The organism is Pseudomonas sp. NBRC 111130, from assembly GCF_001320485.1.
Lineage (GTDB): Bacteria > Pseudomonadota > Gammaproteobacteria > Pseudomonadales > Pseudomonadaceae > Aquipseudomonas > Aquipseudomonas vlassakiae.
The window spans coordinates 22,785-42,560 of record NZ_BCBG01000047.1; the positions used below are offsets into that span (position 1 = coordinate 22,785).

35 protein-coding genes and 1 pseudogene are annotated in these 19,776 nt (G+C 58.7%); 11 read left to right on the forward strand and 25 right to left on the reverse strand.

Annotated elements, in window-relative coordinates:
• Window positions 1–16: 16 nt before the first annotated feature.
• The 3 genes from APH33_RS19100 to APH33_RS27740 form a co-directional block, all read right to left on the reverse strand.
• Window positions 17–1,690 carry a terminase large subunit gene (locus APH33_RS19100; RefSeq protein ID WP_054886658.1) on the reverse strand — a complete coding sequence of 558 codons (1,674 nt, stop codon included), beginning with the start codon at window positions 1,688–1,690 and terminating at the stop codon, window positions 17–19.
• Window positions 1,687–2,133, reverse strand: a complete 447-nt coding sequence (locus APH33_RS19105; protein WP_054886659.1) for a hypothetical protein — start codon at window positions 2,131–2,133, stop codon at window positions 1,687–1,689. Before APH33_RS19105 ends, APH33_RS19100 begins: the two co-directional genes overlap by 4 nt.
• Before the next feature lie 139 nt (window positions 2,134–2,272).
• Window positions 2,273–2,392: an HNH endonuclease gene (locus tag APH33_RS27740; protein ID WP_256218679.1), complete on the reverse strand. Its 120-nt coding sequence runs from the start codon at window positions 2,390–2,392 to the stop codon at window positions 2,273–2,275.
• Between APH33_RS27740 and APH33_RS27745 the strand changes: the two genes are divergently transcribed.
• Window positions 2,345–2,569 (forward strand): hypothetical protein, encoded by a 225-nt coding sequence (locus APH33_RS27745; protein ID WP_256218680.1) that lies wholly within the window; start codon window positions 2,345–2,347, stop codon window positions 2,567–2,569. The genes APH33_RS27740 and APH33_RS27745 overlap by 48 nt on opposite strands.
• Window positions 2,570–2,586: 17 nt before the next feature.
• Here APH33_RS27745 and APH33_RS28025 read toward each other — a convergent pair whose 3' ends face one another.
• From APH33_RS28025 to APH33_RS19125, 4 genes are read right to left on the reverse strand one after another with little or no spacing between them, the layout of a single operon-like run.
• Window positions 2,587–2,952, reverse strand: a complete 366-nt coding sequence (locus APH33_RS28025) for a hypothetical protein (RefSeq protein ID WP_054886661.1) — start codon at window positions 2,950–2,952, stop codon at window positions 2,587–2,589.
• Window positions 2,953–3,012: 60 nt separating this feature from the next.
• On the reverse strand, window positions 3,013–3,162 hold the full coding sequence (locus APH33_RS27460; RefSeq protein ID WP_177332424.1) for a hypothetical protein: 150 nt from the start codon (window positions 3,160–3,162) through the stop codon (window positions 3,013–3,015).
• A 21-nt stretch (window positions 3,163–3,183) separates the two neighbouring features.
• The gene (locus tag APH33_RS27750) at window positions 3,184–3,414 is read right to left on the reverse strand and encodes a hypothetical protein (RefSeq protein WP_054886689.1); all 231 of its coding nucleotides are present in this window, start codon (window positions 3,412–3,414) and stop codon (window positions 3,184–3,186) included.
• Window positions 3,415–3,417: 3 nt separating this feature from the next.
• Window positions 3,418–3,645 (reverse strand): hypothetical protein, encoded by a 228-nt coding sequence (locus APH33_RS19125; RefSeq protein WP_256218677.1) that lies wholly within the window; start codon window positions 3,643–3,645, stop codon window positions 3,418–3,420.
• Window positions 3,646–3,804: 159 nt separating this feature from the next.
• Here APH33_RS19125 and APH33_RS26825 point away from each other — a divergent pair, with 159 nt between their 5' ends.
• Window positions 3,805–4,041 carry a hypothetical protein gene (locus APH33_RS26825; RefSeq protein WP_019471608.1) on the forward strand — a complete coding sequence of 79 codons (237 nt, stop codon included), beginning with the start codon at window positions 3,805–3,807 and terminating at the stop codon, window positions 4,039–4,041.
• Window positions 4,042–4,079: 38 nt separating this feature from the next.
• On the opposite strand, the gene APH33_RS19130 is transcribed toward APH33_RS26825, so the two are convergent.
• Window positions 4,080–4,406, reverse strand: coding sequence for a phage holin family protein (locus APH33_RS19130; protein WP_054886662.1), 327 nt, complete (start codon window positions 4,404–4,406; stop codon window positions 4,080–4,082).
• A 286-nt stretch (window positions 4,407–4,692) separates the two neighbouring features.
• Here APH33_RS19130 and APH33_RS27755 point away from each other — a divergent pair, with 286 nt between their 5' ends.
• On the forward strand, window positions 4,693–4,926 hold the full coding sequence (locus APH33_RS27755; protein WP_054886663.1) for a DUF6555 family protein: 234 nt from the start codon (window positions 4,693–4,695) through the stop codon (window positions 4,924–4,926).
• A gap of 376 nt (window positions 4,927–5,302) precedes the next feature.
• Here the strand turns inward: APH33_RS27755 and APH33_RS27245 are convergent, their stop codons facing one another.
• From APH33_RS27245 to APH33_RS26835, 17 genes are all read right to left on the reverse strand, one after another.
• Window positions 5,303–5,548, reverse strand: a complete 246-nt coding sequence (locus APH33_RS27245; protein WP_146048962.1) for a hypothetical protein — start codon at window positions 5,546–5,548, stop codon at window positions 5,303–5,305.
• A gap of 511 nt (window positions 5,549–6,059) precedes the next feature.
• Window positions 6,060–6,608, reverse strand: a complete 549-nt coding sequence (locus APH33_RS19145; RefSeq protein ID WP_054886665.1) for a hypothetical protein — start codon at window positions 6,606–6,608, stop codon at window positions 6,060–6,062.
• Entirely contained in the window at window positions 6,605–6,904 is a 300-nt protein-coding gene (locus tag APH33_RS19150; RefSeq protein WP_054886666.1) for a hypothetical protein, read from the reverse strand. Before APH33_RS19150 ends, APH33_RS19145 begins: the two co-directional genes overlap by 4 nt.
• A complete protein-coding gene (locus APH33_RS19155) occupies window positions 6,901–7,458 on the reverse strand; it encodes a hypothetical protein (protein ID WP_082433657.1) in 558 nt (185 codons plus the stop codon). Before APH33_RS19155 ends, APH33_RS19150 begins: the two co-directional genes overlap by 4 nt.
• Window positions 7,455–7,955: a hypothetical protein gene (locus tag APH33_RS19160; protein WP_054886667.1), complete on the reverse strand. Its 501-nt coding sequence runs from the start codon at window positions 7,953–7,955 to the stop codon at window positions 7,455–7,457. Before APH33_RS19160 ends, APH33_RS19155 begins: the two co-directional genes overlap by 4 nt.
• Window positions 7,942–9,351: a replicative DNA helicase gene (locus APH33_RS19165; RefSeq protein ID WP_054886668.1), complete on the reverse strand. Its 1,410-nt coding sequence runs from the start codon at window positions 9,349–9,351 to the stop codon at window positions 7,942–7,944. The genes APH33_RS19160 and APH33_RS19165 overlap by 14 nt, the downstream gene beginning before the upstream one ends.
• A complete protein-coding gene (locus APH33_RS19170; protein ID WP_054886669.1) occupies window positions 9,348–10,121 on the reverse strand; it encodes an ATP-binding protein in 774 nt (257 codons plus the stop codon). Before APH33_RS19170 ends, APH33_RS19165 begins: the two co-directional genes overlap by 4 nt.
• Window positions 10,118–10,912, reverse strand: coding sequence for a DUF1376 domain-containing protein (locus APH33_RS19175; RefSeq protein WP_054886670.1), 795 nt, complete (start codon window positions 10,910–10,912; stop codon window positions 10,118–10,120). The genes APH33_RS19170 and APH33_RS19175 overlap by 4 nt, the downstream gene beginning before the upstream one ends.
• Before the next feature lie 2 nt (window positions 10,913–10,914).
• Window positions 10,915–11,145, reverse strand: coding sequence for a hypothetical protein (locus tag APH33_RS19180; protein ID WP_054886671.1), 231 nt, complete (start codon window positions 11,143–11,145; stop codon window positions 10,915–10,917).
• Window positions 11,142–11,783, reverse strand: a complete 642-nt coding sequence (locus APH33_RS19185) for a hypothetical protein (protein ID WP_054886672.1) — start codon at window positions 11,781–11,783, stop codon at window positions 11,142–11,144. Before APH33_RS19185 ends, APH33_RS19180 begins: the two co-directional genes overlap by 4 nt.
• Complete coding sequence (locus APH33_RS19190) at window positions 11,780–12,559, reverse strand: ORF6N domain-containing protein (protein WP_054886673.1); 780 nt, start codon at window positions 12,557–12,559, stop codon at window positions 11,780–11,782. The genes APH33_RS19185 and APH33_RS19190 overlap by 4 nt, the downstream gene beginning before the upstream one ends.
• Window positions 12,556–12,834 (reverse strand): Cro/CI family transcriptional regulator, encoded by a 279-nt coding sequence (locus tag APH33_RS26830; RefSeq protein ID WP_371263262.1) that lies wholly within the window; start codon window positions 12,832–12,834, stop codon window positions 12,556–12,558. Before APH33_RS26830 ends, APH33_RS19190 begins: the two co-directional genes overlap by 4 nt.
• Window positions 12,835–13,035 (reverse strand): hypothetical protein, encoded by a 201-nt coding sequence (locus APH33_RS19195; RefSeq protein WP_054886674.1) that lies wholly within the window; start codon window positions 13,033–13,035, stop codon window positions 12,835–12,837.
• Window positions 13,032–13,301: a hypothetical protein gene (locus APH33_RS19200; protein ID WP_054886675.1), complete on the reverse strand. Its 270-nt coding sequence runs from the start codon at window positions 13,299–13,301 to the stop codon at window positions 13,032–13,034. The genes APH33_RS19195 and APH33_RS19200 overlap by 4 nt, the downstream gene beginning before the upstream one ends.
• On the reverse strand, window positions 13,294–13,632 hold the full coding sequence (locus tag APH33_RS19205; RefSeq protein WP_054886676.1) for a hypothetical protein: 339 nt from the start codon (window positions 13,630–13,632) through the stop codon (window positions 13,294–13,296). Before APH33_RS19205 ends, APH33_RS19200 begins: the two co-directional genes overlap by 8 nt.
• A gap of 125 nt (window positions 13,633–13,757) precedes the next feature.
• Window positions 13,758–14,366 (reverse strand): KilA-N domain-containing protein, encoded by a 609-nt coding sequence (locus APH33_RS19210; protein WP_054886677.1) that lies wholly within the window; start codon window positions 14,364–14,366, stop codon window positions 13,758–13,760.
• Window positions 14,363–14,659 (reverse strand): Cro/CI family transcriptional regulator, encoded by a 297-nt coding sequence (locus tag APH33_RS26835; protein WP_082433658.1) that lies wholly within the window; start codon window positions 14,657–14,659, stop codon window positions 14,363–14,365. The genes APH33_RS19210 and APH33_RS26835 overlap by 4 nt, the downstream gene beginning before the upstream one ends.
• Before the next feature lie 88 nt (window positions 14,660–14,747).
• On the opposite strand from APH33_RS26835, the gene APH33_RS28030 reads away from it, so the two are divergent.
• The 8 genes and pseudogenes from APH33_RS28030 to APH33_RS19250 all read left to right on the forward strand — a co-directional run bounded on the left by APH33_RS28030 (window position 14,748) and on the right by APH33_RS19250 (window position 19,723).
• Window positions 14,748–15,491, forward strand: a complete 744-nt coding sequence (locus APH33_RS28030; protein WP_054886678.1) for a helix-turn-helix transcriptional regulator — start codon at window positions 14,748–14,750, stop codon at window positions 15,489–15,491.
• Window positions 15,492–15,649: 158 nt separating this feature from the next.
• Window positions 15,650–16,048 (forward strand): LuxR C-terminal-related transcriptional regulator, encoded by a 399-nt coding sequence (locus tag APH33_RS19225; protein ID WP_054886679.1) that lies wholly within the window; start codon window positions 15,650–15,652, stop codon window positions 16,046–16,048.
• A gap of 90 nt (window positions 16,049–16,138) precedes the next feature.
• Window positions 16,139–16,312 (forward strand): annotated as a pseudogene (csrA, locus tag APH33_RS27760) (carbon storage regulator CsrA); the annotation flags it as partial.
• 121 nt (window positions 16,313–16,433) lie between these two features.
• A complete protein-coding gene (locus APH33_RS19235) occupies window positions 16,434–16,661 on the forward strand; it encodes an Arc family DNA-binding protein (protein WP_054886681.1) in 228 nt (75 codons plus the stop codon).
• On the forward strand, window positions 16,648–17,040 hold the full coding sequence (locus APH33_RS27465; RefSeq protein WP_176506971.1) for a hypothetical protein: 393 nt from the start codon (window positions 16,648–16,650) through the stop codon (window positions 17,038–17,040). Before APH33_RS19235 ends, APH33_RS27465 begins: the two co-directional genes overlap by 14 nt.
• The gene (locus APH33_RS27470; RefSeq protein WP_176507120.1) at window positions 17,037–17,180 is read left to right on the forward strand and encodes a hypothetical protein; all 144 of its coding nucleotides are present in this window, start codon (window positions 17,037–17,039) and stop codon (window positions 17,178–17,180) included. The genes APH33_RS27465 and APH33_RS27470 overlap by 4 nt, the downstream gene beginning before the upstream one ends.
• Before the next feature lie 203 nt (window positions 17,181–17,383).
• A complete protein-coding gene (locus APH33_RS19245) occupies window positions 17,384–18,586 on the forward strand; it encodes an Arm DNA-binding domain-containing protein (RefSeq protein ID WP_054886682.1) in 1,203 nt (400 codons plus the stop codon).
• A complete protein-coding gene (locus tag APH33_RS19250; RefSeq protein ID WP_054886683.1) occupies window positions 18,587–19,723 on the forward strand; it encodes a RelA/SpoT domain-containing protein in 1,137 nt (378 codons plus the stop codon).
• The last annotated feature ends 53 nt before the right edge of the window (window positions 19,724–19,776 follow it).

The window sequence follows — 19,776 nt, forward strand, 5'->3', positions numbered from 1 at the left end:
TGGCGTAGCGCAACAGCTACGAGTTGAGGAAAAACATCTGGTATTTCTTGCCGGGAGGAGACGGGTTCGTATTCATGAGCTCCACCGCGTTGAGCAATGCCATCACCGGATCGATCTTGGCGGTGCCACTGGCCTGCTTGGTGATCAGCACTGAGTTGGCTCGAGATTCGATCCGGGCGTTGCCGACACACCAATTCATCATTGGCTGGGAGGCATGGAACAGCTTTCGCTCAGCCAGCCTACGCTCAGCAATGCTGATGGCACCAACCAACTTCCACCCCTGGGGTATGCCGAAGATGATTTTCTGGTCGATCTTCCTTTTCAGCAGCTCCTCGAGCATGACTTTGTGGGTTTTCTCCGGGTCCATGCCGATCCCTGCCAGCAGGCCAGTGCCATCGATCATTTCCACGATGTCCGCCACCGCAGCAACATCCCCTGGCAGCTCCTTGATAATCACAAGGTCGCCATCCTTTTCGAAGTCTCGGTACTTGGATTCCTCAGACTTGCGGCGCTCCAGGGCGATGGGGTGAGCCCAAGCCAGCGACCACGAAAGCCAGATATCGGCGCCGGTCTTTCGCCCCAGCACTGTGAGCCCAAGAAGATCGTCAAGCCCGCCGCCATCGATGCCAATAGTCACCGCCTCGGACTGGTCCAACAGGCTTTGCAGGCTCAGTGCATTGTCGGTCTGGGCCTCCCAAAAGTCAGCGCCTGCCCAGCGGTCGGCTCGAAGATTCAGCCCGATCTCGACGTTCATGTGCTTGGCAAGAAAGTCCCGAACTTGCTCCTCACCACCTTCTTGCGCTTCCTGGTATTTCTGCCTGATCACATCCTCATCAACCGAGATACCCCAGTTGGGATTGGTGATGTAAGCGTTGGCCAGATCGCGGTGCGCCCCCTGCTCAATCATGTGTCTCGGGAATTCGTATATGACCGGGAGGAAGCGGTCGTCGCGAACTTCTCCGTCTCGCACCTTCCTGGCGTATTCGAGCTTCGCTTTGAACACGCCGGCAGGTGGTGCATCCGACTGAGTGGTGCAGTAGAAAATGAAACCCTCGGGACGCGATGTGATACCGCCAGTGGCCTCGGTGAGCATACTCGCGGCCTTGGCCTGTTTGCCAAACTCCCACAGCTCGTCGATGAACACGCCGATGGCCTTCTTGCCTGTCACCGTCGCCGCGTCCGCCGCCACCACCTTGAGAGTCGCCTTGTTCAGGCGATCCGTAACCAATCGGTGGTATTCCTGCTCGTGGAACCTGGCCTGCAGGTCCTCGTCAGCATTGATCATGTCGCGGATAGGCTTGTAGGCGTTATCGGCAGCCTCCTTGGTGGGCGCCAGTATGATGAACTCGCCCGAGGCTCTAGTGTTCAGGATCAGAGCCGTCAGCATGATGCCGGCTGCGATGGTGCTTTTCCCGTTTTTCTTGCTCACCATAAGAAAGTAGTTGGTGATGAGCCTGCGGCGGGCCTGGGCGTCATAGGACCCAAACAGAGCAGCAACAAGATCGAGCACCCAGGGCTGGCAAGTCTCCCCCATAAGGGGGCTGCCGTGAGCGTCCACCATTCGGAGGTGACAGAACACGTCTAGGGCATCATCTGCTTGATCTTGAAAAATGGGCTGGACCGGCACAAGAGACTGCCGGTTGACGATCCTCTCCTCCCAGTCGGGACAGGCAGTGCTCCAAGGCTTCATGGATTGCTCACTACAAGCTTAGGCTGACCCCGGAGCCCGAAGCGATTGCCGGCCACCTGTTCAGCGTCCTTTTGCTTCTGCTCTTTCTTGCCCAGGGCGGAGGGCTTGGCGACCGTGAATGCCGCCAGGTTCTTTGCCGCCTCCATCCTCAGCTTGGGGTCAGCCTCTAGGTCGTTCATGACCTGCTCGAAGAATTCAATAGGGCCAGCAGCAGCTGCCGGGATGTACGCGTCAGGGTCGCCAGTAGGTGGCTCCTCCTTCTTACTGGCCTTAACGGCAGTTGCCCTACCCAACGCAGCCTGGACATCAGGATCTTTCTCATACCTTGACGCAGCCTGCGATGCAGTCTTTTCAGGGCATCCAGCAGCGATAGCCGCTTCCTTCTTGCTCTTGCCGGACAGCCGCGCTTCGGCATACCGGCGCTTCTGTTCGGTTAACGCCACAGTTAACAACTCCTGTTAACGAGGAAAAAATCTGCGCATGAGTTGGGCGCGGTGTCCGAGGGAAAACGGTTTCCAGACCCGACCCTCCCCCCGCCTGCCTTGCCCTAATCAGGTGCAGAAATCAGGGAATTGGCGTGCCTCAAAGTCCCAAGGCGCGACCCCTTGCCGCCTCGGTCGCTGTCTTCGCCTGATGGCAGGGGACGCATAGGCTTTGGAGATTCGACTCATCATCACTGCCACCCTCAGCGACGTTGATAATGTGGTCGACCTCAAGCTCCTGGGTGACCAAGCCACAGCAGCAGCAGGTGTACTGATCACGAAGCAGGATGCGTTCCCGGATGCGGCGCCATGGCCTGCCGCCTCGACCAGAACCCCACTGCGTTTGCTGGACCTGCTGGACTGGCGCGACCTCGAGCATCTTGGCTTGGCTCTTTAAGGTATTGAGCTTGCCCATCACCGACCAGCCAGAACGGGCGCGCCGCTCAGGTAGGTCAATGGCTGGGCATCAGGGTCAACATCGTCACCGTCAGCCAGCGCTTCGATCAGCGCCAGGTTCTGGGTGGCGATCTGCTCCAGTAGCGCAGTCTGCTTCCGCTGCTCGGCCAGCAAGTCGCTCACGCTTGGTTGCAGCTGAGCAGTGATGCCCGCCTCAAGCACGATCAGCTCACACTTGAGTCGATCAGCCGTCCCTGCCAGGTGCTGAGTCAGTCGCTCGCGCACCTCCGTCTTGATCGGGAACGGAACGCTGACCACCAACAGGTCGCCCTTCTTCGGGCTCAGCTTCTCGATTTGTTGCGAATAGGTTTGCTGCTCGCTCATACGCCACCTTCGTCCACTTCATCATTCGTTCGCGCCGGGCGGCGCATCCGCTGCAGGCCATCAGCGCACCTCGACCTTGAGTCCGCGCACAACCCAGTAGCTGACTCGCTCCGGGTTCGGCTCGCGACCGGTCATCTGTGCCATGGCGAGCACGCCGGCCAGGTAAAACTTGAGCCACCAGCGATGGCGGCAGACGATTGTCGCGGTCATGCGGGCCATTGTTCGTGCTCCCTATCTCTTGTACCAAGTCAGTTGGTAGCACCGCGCATCAGGCGGCACCTCGGCGATCGGCCAGCGCAGGCAATCCATATGCTTGCGCTCTGGCCTGGTACGGCTGACCCGAAGCGTCTGCACCAGGTAGGCCGAACCGGCTGCAGTAGTGACGTAATCGCCAACCGCGATGCCTTCGGCTCCGTCCACATAGAGCTTGCAGGGTGTGAATGGCGCTCTCGTCCTGGCCACCACTTATCCCTCTCGCCGCATGCCAACCTGGGCGGCGATATCGGCGGCTCGCTCACGCACCTCCAGCACCTGGCCATCGAACGTATGGACGATGGCGCAGACGCCGTGCCACTGCGAGCTGGTACCGGCCTCCTGCACGCGGGCAATGGCGGTCGGCGCCAGGAAGTGCTGCCGGCGGTTGATGTCGGTCAGGGTGATCATCGGCTTACCTCGCGCCACGAAACGGCGCATGTCTGCATTGTGGCGCGGAGCAACTCTTGGCCTGATTGAGAGCCAGATGACCACTGACGCTAGTGACACGGAATGCCATCAATTCGTCTCGATGAGTCATATTGCTGGCTTTCTGCAATCGAACTAATACTTGGGTATCTGCCTGGGGAGGCCTAAGTCATGCAACCACGATTCGTTATCGTTCCGGCTGTACCTATCGAAGGTGAGTCGTTCCAAATCGGTAACCGGTTCTATGCCGCCACCACTTCGGGCGGCTTCGACATCTACGACAATCAAGAAAAGGAAAGGCTGAAGCGCGGCTTCACCAATAGGACGGCGGCGGCAGCAGAATGCGAGAAACTGAACGCTGGCTCACGCAACCCTGAAGAGCGATTCCCATTACTGCGCACAGAATGAGACACCACGAAACCGCGCCCTAGATTTTGTGGCGCAGGTTATGGGCCATCGACCTTTCGCTCTGCCCAGCGCCTGCCGAGTTGACGTGCCTGCTCAACGCCAAGCACACCGACAAAGCCAGCGGTGGCGAACGACCAGGCGATGCTCAGGCCGAACTCTTTTACGGTCAGGCCAACCACCATCACGATCAGCGCACCAAGCGTTGCCTCGATCAGTTGGCGGACTGGGCGGGTTTCCTTGCCGTCGTACTGAATACGCAACCAGGTCAGGGCGAATGTCAGGCCCATCGCCAGGCCGTTTTCTCTCAGGGCTGTCAGTACAAGCACCCAGAAGGATGGGTCTTTCTCTGGCGGCATATGGGCCATCTCGATTCCTCCCGTTGCGGGGAGCGGAAAAAGAAAAGGCCCGCCGTTGTGGCGAGCCTAGGAGTGGGTGCGGAAGGCTGGGGCGACCAACCACCCAGCGAGAACAGTAGAGGAGCCTTATGCCCAGCGAGGTGGCTGCGCCTGGGCCGAGGTCGGTCGGGCCATTGCTTGCTCCGTAAATGAAAATTCGTGCACCGACGTAAAACCGGTCGGATGCTTGCCCAGGAGCCCCCTAGAGGCTAAAAGGAATGTTGCCCGATCTGGCCTCACTAGAGGGAACTAATAAATGCCGATCAGTGACATTTTTTTAATCGCTTACAAGCTCCACGGGGAGGCTCGCGAATTCATCGTCCGCGCCGAGCGAATGAATAACGCTGAGGCTTGGCACTGGGCGGCCTGCGAAGCTGGCGTAGGAGTCATTCCTAAATTCACTGCTTCAGATATCAGGAAGGTCTCTCGACCTGTTGCTGAGCGCTTCGGCATAACCGACGTCCAATGGCGGAGGTCAGCCACCCTATGAGGTACCGCATTGACTACAACCTCAGAGGCCATACCAGGTTTTGGATCTGCGATTGGTCTACTAGGCCGAGCGAAGACAATGTACTCACCGCTCTCCTCCGCCTGCATGCCTCCACTGACGCCCTGTCCGAGATGCGCGCACCGCGCCGCTTATCACATGATGATCTGCGCATTGCGGTCGCCGATTTGGGTATCTCGGATGTACGCATTGAGGGGGATAAATAGCTATATCGGGATACCCAGGCCGACGCTGGGAAGTACGCCGGTCACTGCAAGGGCGCCGGTACTCGGCTCGGCCATAGGTGATGCTCCAGAAACGAAAAGCCCCGGTAAATGCCGAGGCTTGAAATAGTTCGCTCGATCTTCACGCCCAAACCCTAAAGTAGTTTCGCATGTCCTTGCGCTTCGGAAACATCGAACAACTGCCTGATAAATTCAAACTCATCAGCAGTCAGACCTCGTTTCGGGGAATGCTCCGCGAGCACTGATGATTTATGTTCTAGTGCGGCTTGCCATGCCTGCTGCCAGATAGTCCATTCGAGGTTGGTAGACACATCCAAATAGCCTTCATTCAACCGGGCAAGCAAATGTTCAGGCCTGGAAGCCTCAAACTGGTCACGCATTGTCTCTTTTTCACGCCTAACGGTTATTCGAACCTAGGGTATCGGCATGGCCACTCACAATTTTAGGCTTATCGCAAAAAATGGAGAATGGATAACTGGCATCGGGAGATCGTCAGAAATTAAAGGCGCCCGCGAAATGGCGAGGCCTTGGAATAAGTTGCGGAGGGCCGGTGCATACCCGGCTTGGTTGGCCTGGATCGCTGGGTCACATACCCCAGACTCTCATCGCGTAGCCGATCAGGGAACGCACGGCTTTGATCCACGCCACTACCGACTTAGCCCAGCTGCCTGAGCGTGTCATCCGCATAAATTGAGGGTCTTCCCCCTCCGCCCGCCGAAGTCGCCCGTAGGCCTCCCTGGCTGCGGCTCCTTCACAAACAAAAAGCCCCGCACAATGGCGGGGCCTTGAAACGAAAAAGCCCCAGCTGTGATGGCCAGGGCTTCTCAGGGTTCGCATTCTCAAGACGCAAAACCGCAATGTGGTGAATTAGATTCTCATTTTCTCACCGCGTCAAGCTGCTTCTGCAATAAGGCCCGCCTCGTCAAGGATGACTGCAGCCGAGGCGAACGCTTTGTCTAGTTCCTGCTTGAGCCATCGCCGAATGTCTGACCTCCACCGGTAAAGCGTTTTCTCCGGCGTAGGCGAGTCGAGATTATCCCAGGTGTGCAGCAGCATGAATCCGTCGGGCAAATTGGTGACAGCCCAGGCTGTGACGCACTTTTGCCGGAACAGCCAATGTGCCTTGCCCGGTGCAGCCCTAGCCACATATTGAATGGCAAGCGCCCTTTCCTGTTGCAGCGACTTGCTGTTGTCGACCTTGTAGAAGGCCTCGAGCATGTTCCAATGCAGCGGCGAAAGTACCCTGTGCAGCAGAGATCGAGTCATCGCGTCCTGAGTTAGCTGATCGAATCTATCCAGCGGGCAAGGGTTCTCTCCCTTTCCTGACTGCGAGCCTGGAGGCTGATACTTGCCCTGCCATGCCTGGCCCTTGTGTAGCGATATTGCGTCGAGCGTCATGGCTCTGACTACGCCGTGTTCGGCGTCACGATAGACCGTCATGCAGCCCTCCGGATGCGGCGAGGTGGCGGGTTGTCGTCCAGGCCCAGGAGGTTGCGAAGCAGCTTGTCGGCCGGCTTGCTCTTGGCGTTACCTTCGGACACCCAGCGCTTGCAGTAATCCCCGAATTCAATATTGATCCGAGTGGCGTGCCAGCTGGCGACCATATCGAGCAAGCAGGCCATTGCAGTGGCACCCCCAACCTTCTCCTCGGCCAAATGTACGCCTGCGATCTTCAGGAACTTGCGTTCATGCTCTTGCAGGCTTTTGCGCGGCAGTGCCGCAGTTACGTTACTCATCGCGCGGCACTCCATACATGCAGAATTTCACCGGGGCGCTGGTCGGTGCGGGCCTCGATCGATACGGCTCTGGACCAGGACTGATATGCCTCCTCAGGCGAGCTTCCAGCGCCAGCCCATGGATGCTGCTCGGACATGCAGCGCCAGATGCCACCCTTTCGCCAAATCTTCACCTTGGGCAGTCGGCCGGTGAAGCCGACCTTGTGCGATGACAGCCAGGCCTGAACAGCGGGCCAGATCACTTCCTGCTCACCAGGCTCGAACTTGGACTTGTTGCCGCTGGAGACTTCGGCCAAGCCGTAGCCCTCATTTGCCACCCACATCACGAAGCCCGTGGGCGAGTGCTCCAGCTCATAGCCCTTCATGCGCCAGCCCCAGTCGCCTGGGTAGTCCCGCAGCGAGGCGGCAATGCGCTCGGCCTCCGGGTAGCGCGTGATATGAACCACATCAGCACTGGGCGGGAGCACCGCCACGCCATCCGTTACGACCGGCTGGTACCCGGCCGGCTCATGCACGGGCGCCAGCACCCGAGCAATCAACTTGAGCGGATTCATCGCAACGCCTCCAGGTCTTCATCCACCACACGAACGCACTCGTCGAACACCTCTTTCGGTACCCGTGCGTTCAACTCGCGCAGGATGGCCTTGTCGCGGCCCTGCCAGGCGGGGCAATTGCGCCTTGCCTCTACGCGCAAGGCCTTCATGTGCTGCATCAGGCGCTGGCGGTCGCGATTGATGTGCTTCAGCGCTGCCTTGGCGCGGTGGTACCAGTCAGGGTTGGAATATTTGCCCTCGGCAACTGCCCTGCCCTTGGCCTGGCCGATCTGGCACTCCAGGCGGATGGCGTCACGGCACAGGATTTCTTCCAGCGCTTCGCACTCAGCAAGGGTGGCCGGTAGCTCGGTCGGGGCGCGGGGGGTGGTGCTGGGCACCGGGGTATTGCCAGTGGCAACAGGCTGCTCGGTGCCGACACGCTTCGTCACGCTCACCGACACGACCGGGGTTGCAGATTTGCCAGCGCCAGCGCGTGGCCACAGATCAGAAAGTTTCATGGTGCTTGCTCCCCTTACGGCGGTTGGAGAAATTCAGGACGCGACCCATCTCGACCTCGTCGTCAGGTGGGAGGCGGTTACCGGCGAAGTTGACGAAGCGGGCGTACTGCCCTTGGCGCTGGACCAGGCACGAGCCCTGCGGGGCCTGGCGCCCCTTATCCAGGATCAGCTCAGTGACGCCTTGCTCGCCCGCCTCCGACTCCGGATCGTGGTGCACAAGGATCACCGCGTCGGCGTCCTGCTCGATCTGGCCGGAGTCGCGTAGGTCGCTGGCCTGGGGCTTCTTGCCCGGGCGGCTCGCCGGGTTACGGTTGAGCTGCGCCAGCACCAGCACCGGCACGCTCAGTTCCTTCGCCAGATTCTTCAGGGCGATGGAAATCTTCGCCACGGCGTCGGTGCGGCTCTGGTTCTTGCCCTCAGTACCCACCAGCCCCAGATAGTCGATCATCAGGATGTCGAGGCCCTGCTCGCGCTGGAGCTTGCGGGCTTCCGAGCGGATGGCGCTCATGGTCATACCGGGGGTGTCGTTCAGGTACAACTGAGCTGCCTCGATCTTGCTGCCCGCAGTCCCGATGCGCTGCCACTCGTCCTCATCGAGGCTCTTGACCTCCTCCATGCGGCGCAGGTCGATCCCGCCCTGGGAAGCGATGGTGCGGACGGTCAACTCCTTCTCGTCCATCTCCAGGCTGAAGATCAGACCCACGCCAGCGCCACGGATAGCAATGTGGTTGACGATCTGCAGGCCGAGCATGGTCTTGCCGCTGCCTGGGCGGCCGGCGATCACCACCATGCTCTTGGGGCGCAGGAAGCCGATCAGCTTGTCCAGGTCAGCCAGGCCGGTGGACAGCTTCGGCGGCGCTCGATCGTCCAGCACCTCCTGCATGCCGTCGAAGACCTTGGGCAGCACCTCGGCCATGCGCCTGTACCCGGCCTTCTCGGAGCCCTGCAGGTCGCGCAAGTCAGCGATGGACTGCTGGGCCTGGGCGATGATCTCGTCCGGAACAAGGCCGTTTGCAACTGCAGCCTTCGCAGAATGACCAATGTCGACCACCTGACGGATCACCGCCCACTGCTTGACCTGCTTTGCGTAGGCCATCGCGTTCGCCACCGAAGGCACGTTCCGGCAGAGTTCCACTGCGAATGCCAGGGTGCCCAGCCCGCTCGGCAGAGTGCGCTGCACATCACCGACCGTCACCGCATCAACCGGCAGCCCACGATCCAAGCAGTCACGGATCACGTCGAACAGGGCCGCGTGGTCGTCGTAGAGGAAGTCGGCACTGGTCATCTGGCTCACGATGTCATCCACCAGCGCGGCGTTGCCATCGAGAGACGCCAGCATGATCGCCCCCAGCACACCGTGCTCGGCCTCGGGGTAGCCCATTACCAGTTCGCTCATGCTTCACCTCGCGCCGAGGCCCAGGTGAACAGGACGGCAGGCCCGCCAGCATCGGTCAGACGGTCGACAGCGCGATCACCCAGGCACTTGCGCAGGCCGGCAAGCCCCAGGTTGGAGATCACGATGGTCGGCATCAGCTGTCGGTACCTCGAGTCGATTACCTCGAACAGCACCTGGCGCTCAAAGTCGCTGCCATGCTGAACGCCTACCTCGTCGATCACCAGCAGGTCGGGCTTCAGCAGGGAGGCATACACGTCGCGCTCGGTCTGCTCGGACTTCTTGTCGAAAGTCATCTTGATGTCGCGGATGATCTCGATGGCCATGGTGTAGCGTGCTGAGGCTCCGTAGCTGCGGATCACCTGTTGGGCAATAGCGCAGGCCAGGTGGGTCTTCCCGGTGCCAACGTCACCCAGCAGCATCATCGAGCGGCCCAGTTCCCAATTGCGCTCGAACCCATGCACGTAGTCGCGGCACTCAGTCAGCGCCACGGCCTGCCCTTCGGTTTCGGCGCGGTAGGTGTCCAGAGTGGCACTGCGGAAGCGCAGTGGGATTTCAGCGGCCATCAGGCTGACATTCATTGCCCAGTCGCGCCGCAAAGCTTGCGCCGGCTTGCGGATCGCCTCGTCAGCCGAGTGCAGTGCGTCGAACTGGCAGCGAGTGCAGCCCTGCCAGAAGTGGTCGCCCGAGAACGACTCGATCAGTTCATCAGTGAAATCGCCGTGCACGCGGCACTGGCCAGGTTTGAATTCCAGAGTTTTTGGAGTGGTCATGATCTTGCTACCCGGTAAGTCCCGTTGGGCTGGCGAACCAGGCCTTCGGTGTGGTCAATCTTGTCGAGGTCGGTGTGGTGCGATTGGCCTGCACCAGGGCTGGCCCGCTGGTTGCCGCCGATCCTCTGGTTACGCACCCAGTTGCGCCATGTCGCATCCCAGTTGAGCTTCGTGGCGTCCTTGCCGGTCTTGGATATCCAGAAGTCCCTGAACGAATCCGCCATCGCCTGGACCATTCGATCATCAAGCTCAGGCCTTTCCGCTTTCGCCCATGCAGCCAGTTCTGGCGATAGAGCCCAGTCATCAGGCAGGCGAGTGCCGCGTTTCCGACCATCCGGCTTTGGCTCAGCCTGACCAGGCGTCGCGTTAGCGGCGCACTGCTCTTGATCTTCTGGTTCTTGGTTAATGGTTAGTGGTTCTTGGTTAAGGTTATGGTTTGGTTCATCTTGGGAACCGTTTTGGTTTTCTTCGGGTTTCTTCGGGCGACCACCACGGCTCCCGTTCTGCCGACAGGCGTTCGCTTTCGCGTGGTACTTCGCGATCTCCTCGTCGCACCGGCGATGGTGAAAGCCGTCATCTTCAAGCGTGAAAAACTCACCCAAGATGACCACAACAGCTTCCTCGTGGCCTGCCAGTCGCAACCTACGGATAACCGGCTTGGTTTCTTGTGGGATTGGCTTTTCGCTCTCGTAGTAGTGGTCGAGAAGGCGCCGGTAGACGCCCTCCTCTTCCACGGAGAGGTGCGCGGTGTCCCGCGTCCAATCCTTGATGTTGAACTTGTAGTAATGCATGTTCAGAGGTCCAACTCAGCGCAGACGCGGCGCACGAAGGCGTCGTAGGGCTCGACGAACAGGCAGCCATGCCCCTCCAGATCGGCACGCAGGCGCTTGCTGAATTCGTAGAACTGCCAGCGGACCGATTCGGGCTGACCCCGCATTGCGCTGTAGGTTGGCCAGCCCACGGGGATGATCGTTGCACCAGCGCGCTGCTGGGGCGCCTGGGCGTGGGTTGTGGTCGGGGTCATTGGAGAGTCTCCGATGATGGGCCGGTGATATCCGTCAACGGGTTGACCTGGACCACTTCAGCGCCAGCAAAAGGCGAACCTGGGCCGAACAGATCAGGCAGGTCGCCTTCGGGAGCCGTCTTGATCCAGTCGACCATCGCCATGAAGCACGCCTCAAACAAAGGCCCGCCCTCTCCCCAGCCCTCGGACTGTGGGCTGGCACTGTTTTCCAACCTTGCGACGTAGATCAGCCCGGCAAGACCTCGCTCGTCGTTCTGGATAGCTGCACGATGTACCGGGTTGATGCTCAGCAGGTCGCACAAGCAGTCGAAGCCAATGGCGTCGTAGCTGTTGTCGGTGTCCTTGATCAGGTGGTAACCCAGACCGATCAGACCCTGTTTGGTGGTTTTGTGGTCATCTTCACGATGGCTCTTGGATTTCGCCAGGAGGATGTCTGCCTGGTGCTGCGCCACTGGGTACGCCTTGAGCTTTGCCGCCTCGCGACGGAAGACGCGGCGTTCATCGCGAATCTGCTGCAGCTTGGCCAAACCGTTGCGCACCACTCGCTGAGTAAGGATCAGCATCGTTTTGCGAGAGAGGTTGGGCTTGTTCGCGATGCTTGCGATCTTTTCGGCAATTTCGAGTTTGATGATGCTCATGCGGTTTCTCCCGGAGTGCCGAATAGCTCGGTCAGGTCAATTTGGTAAACGGCTGCCCAGGCGGCAGCGGGCCAGGAGCGAACCCAGCCGAATCGCGGGTCTTGGACTTTCGGCGCGGACACCCCATGGCTGTCGCACCAGTTCTTGAGCGGGCGGAAACCCTGGCTACCGAAGCTCAGGTGGGCGGCCTTCTCCACCGCAGTCACGGTGGCGTGCTGGCAGCCACGACCCAGCTCGTTCTCCAGATGCATGACCTTGCGGACCGCTGCGGAAGCGGTGGCCATGGCCGTGGCTTCGCGCCGGCTACCGATCTCAGCCTTGGTAGCGATCGCATGGTCGCGCTGCTCAAGCGCCAACTGCTCCGAACGTTTCGAGGCCAGCAGGTGCTCCAGGGCCGTGATGTAGTCGGTGGGGAGCGCGGGAGCCGGCGCAGGAGCTGGCCTGAAATACCGCTCCACCAGTTGCTCCTGAACCTCCCATGCCAGATCATCGGTGAACGCCTTCACAAGCATGAGGTAGCCGCGCTCCGTTATCAGGACGCCTTTCGAAGTCCTTGGCGCAAATGCCTGCTCAATCGACTGCGTACGAATATCGTCCGCAGTCACTTCGAAGAAATGGCGCTCTGGATTAAACCGGCCACGATGCTCATTGAAGTTGCGGCGGGCAGTACCCTCCGGTCGCTCATGCACCTGGTCGATCATCGCCAGGGTGACGACACGCTGACCGCGGTACTCAACGACGGGCAGCTGAGTGTTGTGGATGGTGATCTGGCTCATACCGCACCTCCGAAACGCGGGGACGGAAATGGCTTCTCTTCAATCGCGCTGTACGAGCCGTCAGCCATGCGCGTTACGAAAACAGCCCGCCCAACGCGGATTGCCTTGCTGATAGCCGCTTGCTGAACACCAAGATCCCTCGCCGCCTCATGCTGTCGTCCACGCGCAAATTCAGCCAACGGCAAGCGCTCAGGGTTGGTGGCTCCACGAAGTGGATCGACGGCATTTTGTGGCGCCGCGCCTGCCGACTCGATGCGCTTCTCCAGAGTCTCCACTTAGTCGTCCAAGCCGCTGTGCCAGTCATCAGCGTTGTAGATCGCCAGGTTGGCCACGTTGGCGCCGTGCGAATCACCAGCAGTTTTGAGGCGGTCTTCAAGCACATGTAAGACGCCCCGCAGCCAGTCGATCTGGCACATGGCGCACTGAACCTGGAAGGTAGCGTCTTGGGCGATGGTCTCAAGCTGGTCAGCGCTCATACAGCACCTCCCTGCTCTGGAGCGACACCGGCATGGGCGGCGTAGCAAAGCGCGAGCGCTGCGTCGGCGGCGAAGTAAATCAAGGTGGCTTGGTTGGAAACGGTCGGCTCAGTCATCAAGTCGCGGAGACCAGCTAGAACCGCTTCCAGGCGATCAGTGGCAGCATCCAAGGACTCGTGAAGAGGAACACCCGCCACCGCCTCAAAGACTTCGCTGGCGCCACTGGAAGCGAAAGGATGAGCAATCGTTGTGGGCTGATTAGTCATTGCTCACCCCGCCGGCAGCTGCGCGGGCAACGCTCTTCTCTACCGACCAGATCAGCGCGCTGACGGTCTCGCCCAGAAACGCGAGAGTCGCCGCGCCATCGCAATACGCCGACTCGCCCAAGTTCAGGCTGTCGTGCAGGTGGTGGCAAAGCTGGCTCAAACCCGAGGAAAGCGTGCGAGCTGCCCGCAGTGCGTCTTCGGCGTTCGTGCCAGGCGCTACGCTGAGCAGATACACACCCCGATTATCAATCGGTGTATCCAGAAAGCCGGTCTCGACGGTGAGGATGGGTTGCGCCGGTGATGGCGCGGTGGTATTTTTTGGACGTGACATATCGTTCTCCTCGAACGAAGATTCAAAAAGTCCCTTGCCGGGGACGGTTAAAAAGCCCGCCTGCGAAGCGGGTTTTTTGTTGCCTGCGATTTAGCCGGACAACAAAAACTGAGACGCCGAGGCCGTCATGAGAAGGCCTTCAGGCGAGGTTGATTGGGGTTGTTCAAGCCGAGCACCATTTGCAGTGAATCAAGCTCGCGCTCGATGTCGCCTAGCAGCAGCGGCTTGTCGCGCTTCCACTCACAAAGTCCGCGCCCGTAGGTGCTGGCGAGAGATTCGCGGTCGTCGAAAATCTTGCAAGCGCGATTGAGTCGATCCAGCTTCGACGGAGCACCGCTCAGCAGTGCTTCAACTTTCGTATCGCACCAAACAGCGAACTTAGTGCTGATCCAGCGACCGAAATAAACCCTGACCTTCGGGTGCAGCCATGTCCCGCCGCTTCCGCCGGCCTTGGTCATCACGAGACCAGTCCTTTTCGCGAGAGCGAGAATCTTGGAGCGAACCCAAGACTTAGATGCATCTAACTCTTTGATTTCATTGAATTCTGTCAGGGTGACAGAATTGACCCCAAGGGCATCTCCCATAACGCAAAGGTATTCGAGGGTGTCGATTTGGCGAAGCCAGGCAGTCGGCTCCTTGCCAAACTGCTTGGCGATTTTCGTGGCGTTCAGCCACCCATCAGCGCTTAGGTCTACCTGCCGCCCTTCGAAGTCGAGGTGGATTACGTTGCTCACTGGGCACCTCCGGCACTGGATGGATTCACAGCCGCCTCAGTGGAGTTACGCTGATGGCTGTTGGCAGGTACCATTTGCTTCAAGGTCGGGGCCAAATCCGCGAGAACAGAGCAAACGTCAGCAGCCTGGATAGCTCCAGATGTGGCGATCTGAATACGAAGTGCATTTGCTGGCGAAATAGAGTGTTTGCCGCGCAACCATCCAGAGATCGTCGTTTGGTCGACACCCAGAGCCACAGCTGCCTTCTGCTGTGTGCCGAAATGGTTTATGAGCTTCTGGATGCGAAGATCCATATCCAACACCTTTTATGAGCTTTCCCCTAGGCTATATCATGAGAATACTCATTTGCAAGCCTAGGGGTAAACCCCTGAAGATATTGAGATGAACTACAGCCAACGTTTGAAAGCAGCCCGTAAGCAAGCAGGCCTTACCCAGGCAGAGCTCGCTCGCCAGGTTGGAATTGACCAAACCTCTATTTCGAACCTCGAAAGAGGGAAGTCTCAGGGCTCCTCGCACACCGTCTCGATTGCTAGCGTATGCGGGGTAAGCCCTGTGTGGTTGGAGACTGGCGTGGGTCCAATGGTTGAGGACCATGTCATTTTTCGCGGCCCGGTGCCTGATGGATTCAAAACTACACGCCCATTCAACACATGGGATGTAGATTCGCCGCTAGATGACTCGGAAACGTTCCTCTGGTTCATTGAAGAGGACCGAGATGCCCCCGAATCTGTGCTGAGGAGCGGCCTCGTTCTACCACCAGGATTCGCAGTGTCTAAAACTCGCAAAATGCGATTCGATACTGAGATTCTCAGCCGGCAAGGAATCACTCCGGATCGCGCATTTTGCATCGAGGTGCGCGGAAACTCGATGGACCCTGTCCTGCCCTCAGGTAGCGTGGTTGCCATAAACACTCAGATCTTAGATGGCGATGACGGGAGAATGTACGCAGTTGCCCATAGGGGGCAGCTCAGAGTGAAACTCCTGCATAGCCTTCCCGATTATGGGACTCGGCTAAGGAGCTACAACCGAGCGGACCATCCGGACGAAGATTACCCACTGGTCGAAGCATTGGATGGCAAGCTCAAGATTCTCGGTCGCGTATTCTGGTATACCGCGACCATATAGCCCCAACTCAAGCAACCGCAATTCCGGCCAATGGCCGGATTTTTTTTGCCCGCGCTGCGAGGGTTATGAGTATCCACGCCAAAATATGAGAAAACCCCTTGACCAAAAATATGAGTTAATCCATATTTGACTCATCCCAACCAGCAAGGAGCGCCACCATGACCACGACAGCAACCATAACCCTCGGTAACTGGCAAGGCCTGCTTGGCCATGGCGCAGCCCCTCGCGAGCTTGAGTGCCTGCTGGCTATTGCTGGTGGCGCCTCCGGGAAAGAGGCTGCCCGCACCCTAGGCATCAGCGAAGACGGAGTGAAGAAACGCCTGATCGCCCTGGGCACAAAGTGGGGCGTAACCCGCCGCGCTGCTCTGGTTGCTGAGGCATTCAAGCGCGGCGTCATCAGCCCTGCCGTTACTGCTTTGGCGCTGATCATGGCCATCCACGGAATGATCGGCGACGACCATGCAATGCGCATCCGCCGTGGCGGTAACAGCGGCGAGCGAAAGATTGAAACCCGCATAGCAACCCGGCGCGCGGAGTGCGCCCTGGCGGTGGCGTGACGCTGCTGGCCTGACCTGATCCATCCCTGATTTTTGCGAAAGCCATCAACCGCGGCAGGCCCTCGGCTTGCCTGAAAAAGGAGCTTCACCATGTTGATCCTCACACGCCGTGTAGGCGAATCCATCAAGATCTCCGACAACATCACCGTTGTCGTGTTGGGCATCAAAGGTAGCCAAGTCCGACTTGGCATCGAGGCGCCACAGGGCGTGTCAGTCGACCGCCAGGAAATCGCCGAGCGCAAGGCTGCCGGAATGCCCGCGCCAGCAGCGATCACTGTTGAGGCAACGAGCCAAGAGAGCGAACCGCTCTACGCCAACCGAACGGAAGCCGAATGGCGCGAGCTGCTGGCCCAGGAACAGGCTGTTCAGGCACAGGAGGTGAACCATGGCCTTTGAGTACGGCTCACGCGTCGCTGACAAATTCGTTGTTCGCCTGCCAGATGGCATGCGCGAACAAGTGACCATCGCAGCAGATGCCGACGACCGCAGCATGAACAGCCTGATCGTGAAGGCGATCCGCGAATACCTGGACCGCAACAAGCGCGCTAACGCTCTGCTGGATGCGCTGACACTGGCTGCAACGACCCAAGGAGCCCAACATGACGCAACCTGACCGCATCACCCTGGTGCTACGCGCATGCGAGGCGGCGCCCCTGTCGAGCATCCTGCCGTTTGTGAAGCTTGGGGAGTTGGTATCCGTGGGTCGCGGGCTAGCTGTGATCACAGCCGCCAGCCAAGGCGACCTGGTGTCGCCAGCACTTGAGCGTGAAGCGCTCAACATCGACGAGCATGTCCGCATGGCCGCTGATGCACGCCGGTACCGCTGGCTACGCGACCAAGCACTTTCCACTCACTCCGGGCACACACCTGCCGTATTCGACAGAGCAGGCGGTATCGGCACTTTGCGTGTAGGTGAGGATCTGGACCAGCGTATCGACGCCGCGATCCGGCACCTCACCACGCAGCAGGTGGTGCAGGAGAGGCAGCCATGAGCCAAGCCGGCCTGCTCCTACTGCTGTGGGATGCCCTGCAGCAGCGCGACACCACCTTCGGGCAAGTGATCGACTTGTCAGCCGCTTGCGGTCTGGACGGACGGCGCGTGCTGGCCGACCACTTTCGGGGGTTGCTGTGACAGATCAGCGTGAAAACGAAAACCTGACGCGTCAGGCGGGGTAAGACAATGCGCTACATGACCGTCAGAAAATTCGCCAGCGAGTCTGGCTACACCGAGGACGCGATCCGCTCAAAGATCCGCGACGGGATCTGGCGGCTAGGTGAAATTTGGCTAAAAGCGCCGGATGGCCGGACGCTGATTGACATGGAAGGATATGAATCATGGGTAGAGGCGGGAGCGGGGTCAGGGCAGTCTCAGACTCGAGCATCGAGATCACGTTCATGTTCCGGGGTGTTAGGTGCCGCGAGCGCGTCTCGCTCAAGCCCACCGCCACTAACCTGAAAAAGGCACAACAGCACAAGGCGGCGATTGAACACGCCATTGCACAGGGGACGTTTGACTATTCCGTCACGTTCCCCGGCTCTCCGCGGGCCGCAAAGTTCGCACCGGAAACCAGCCAGGAAACGGTTGGTGGATACCTGACCAGGTGGCTGGAGGCGAAGAAGAAGCATATTTCCAGCAGCACCTTCGAAGGCTATCGAAAGATTGTCGAGCTGCGACTCGTTCCTGCCCTGGGCCACCATGTTGTCCTAGACCTCAAGCGGAAGACGATAAAGGACTGGCTGGACAAGGTGCAGGTCGGCAACAAGACGCTGAGCAACATCCAGAGTTGCCTGCGGTCGGCCCTGAACGATGCGGTCGACGAGGAGCTGCTGGATACGAATCCGCTGGCAGGCTGGACATACGCCCGGAAGGAAGCACCGCCGAGAGAGGATGACGTGGATCCGTTCACGCCTGAAGAACAGCGGGCGATTCTGGCCGCCTTGAGCGGACAGGCTAGGAATATGGTCCAGTTCGCGCTGTGGACAGGACTCCGGACAAGTGAACTGGTCGCGCTGGATTGGGGAGATGTGGACTGGGTCCGAGGGGAAGTGATGATCAGCCGGGCAATGACCCAGGCTGCAGGTGGAGAGGCTGAGGTGACGAAGACTGCCGCGGGCCGGCGATCGGTGAAGCTGCTGCGACCCGCACTTGAAGCGCTGACAGCGCAGAAGGCGCACACGTTCTTGGCTGATGCAGAGGTTTTTCAAAACCCGCGGACGCTTGAGCGCTGGGCAGGTGATCAACCGATCCGCAAAACCATGTGGCATCCAGCAATGAAAAAGGCCGGCGTACGATACCGGCGCCCCTACCAGACTCGACACACTTACGCTTCGATGATGCTTTCTGCCGGGGAGCATCCGATGTGGGTAGCGAAGCAGATGGGGCACAGCGACTGGACGATGATTGCGAGGGTGTACGGGAGATGGATGCCAAACGATGAGGGGCAGATGGGGTCGAAAGCTGTAGACATGTGGGATCAGAAATCCACGCACGATCCATTGCCCGCGATTGGGCAAGGTGCCATCATCGAGGATTCCTAAATGCTTCCATGGAAGGCAAAAATGGCTTGGGTAACCCCACAGTACAGCAAGAAAAAAGTCATGAAGGCAGGCTCCACCCTGTTTGATGAAAATGCAACTGATGAGGCGTTTGAGGAAGCATTGCTAATTCTCAACAACTGGCGCTCAAGCCACAGCTATCCAGTTAACACTTTCCAAGCAAGTCTGAGAAACAAACTCAAATCGCTGGGAATCAATGGCCTTGTAGCCCAGCGCCTAAAGCGTATTCCGTCAATCGTAGCTAAACTTGAGCGTTTCCCTGGCATGAGCCTCGCACGTATGCAAGACATTGGCGGATTACGTGCTGTAGTACCAAGTCTAAAGGCTATTTACCGCCTGCGGGAATCCTACCTACAAAGCAAATGGGATCATATCCTTGTTTCTGAGTACGACTACATTAAAGACCCTAAAGACTCAGGGTATAGGGGCATCCATTTAGTTTATAAATATAACAATCGGAAGGGTGCCGCAAAAGACTACGAAGGTCTGCAGCTTGAAATCCAAATCCGCAACGAAGTTCAGCACGCTTGGGCTACTGCGGTGGAAACGGCCGGAGTTTTTCTAAACCAGGCGCTGAAGTCGAGCATGGGCAATGCTCGTTGGCTTGAGTTCTTTCAATTCGCCTCCTCTAGCTTTGCCTTAATGGAGGACTGCGAAGTTCTTGCCGCACATCGCCATCTTAGCAAGATGGAGATTCTAAGCCAGACCATGGAGATCGCGGAAGAACTTGAGGTGATTGAAAAACTTACAGTCTACAACTCCATAGTAGAAGAGCTTCATCACACTCAAGATGAAAAAACCCACTACTACCTATTAGAGCTCAATACCCAAGACAGAAATGTAACTGTGAACGGGTATTCGCGAGAAGAGCTTCCAAAAGCCACATCGGATTACTTGGAAAGGGAAAAAGCTGCGAAGGGTAATGATAGTGTCCAAGTCGTACTAGTTGCAGCCCAATCGGTATCCGCACTCAAGAAGGCGTATCCGAACTACTTCCTTGATACCGGTCGATTCGTCACTCGTCTTCGCCGGATCGGGATCATCGTAGCAAGGGGCACCGTGCTACCTCCGCCACCAGTCACTTCGAAACTCACACTGAAGCAGATTTTCGGAGAATGACAGCTTAATGACAGCAATCAGGCTGCAGGCCCTGAGAATAAAGGCTTGGCTGC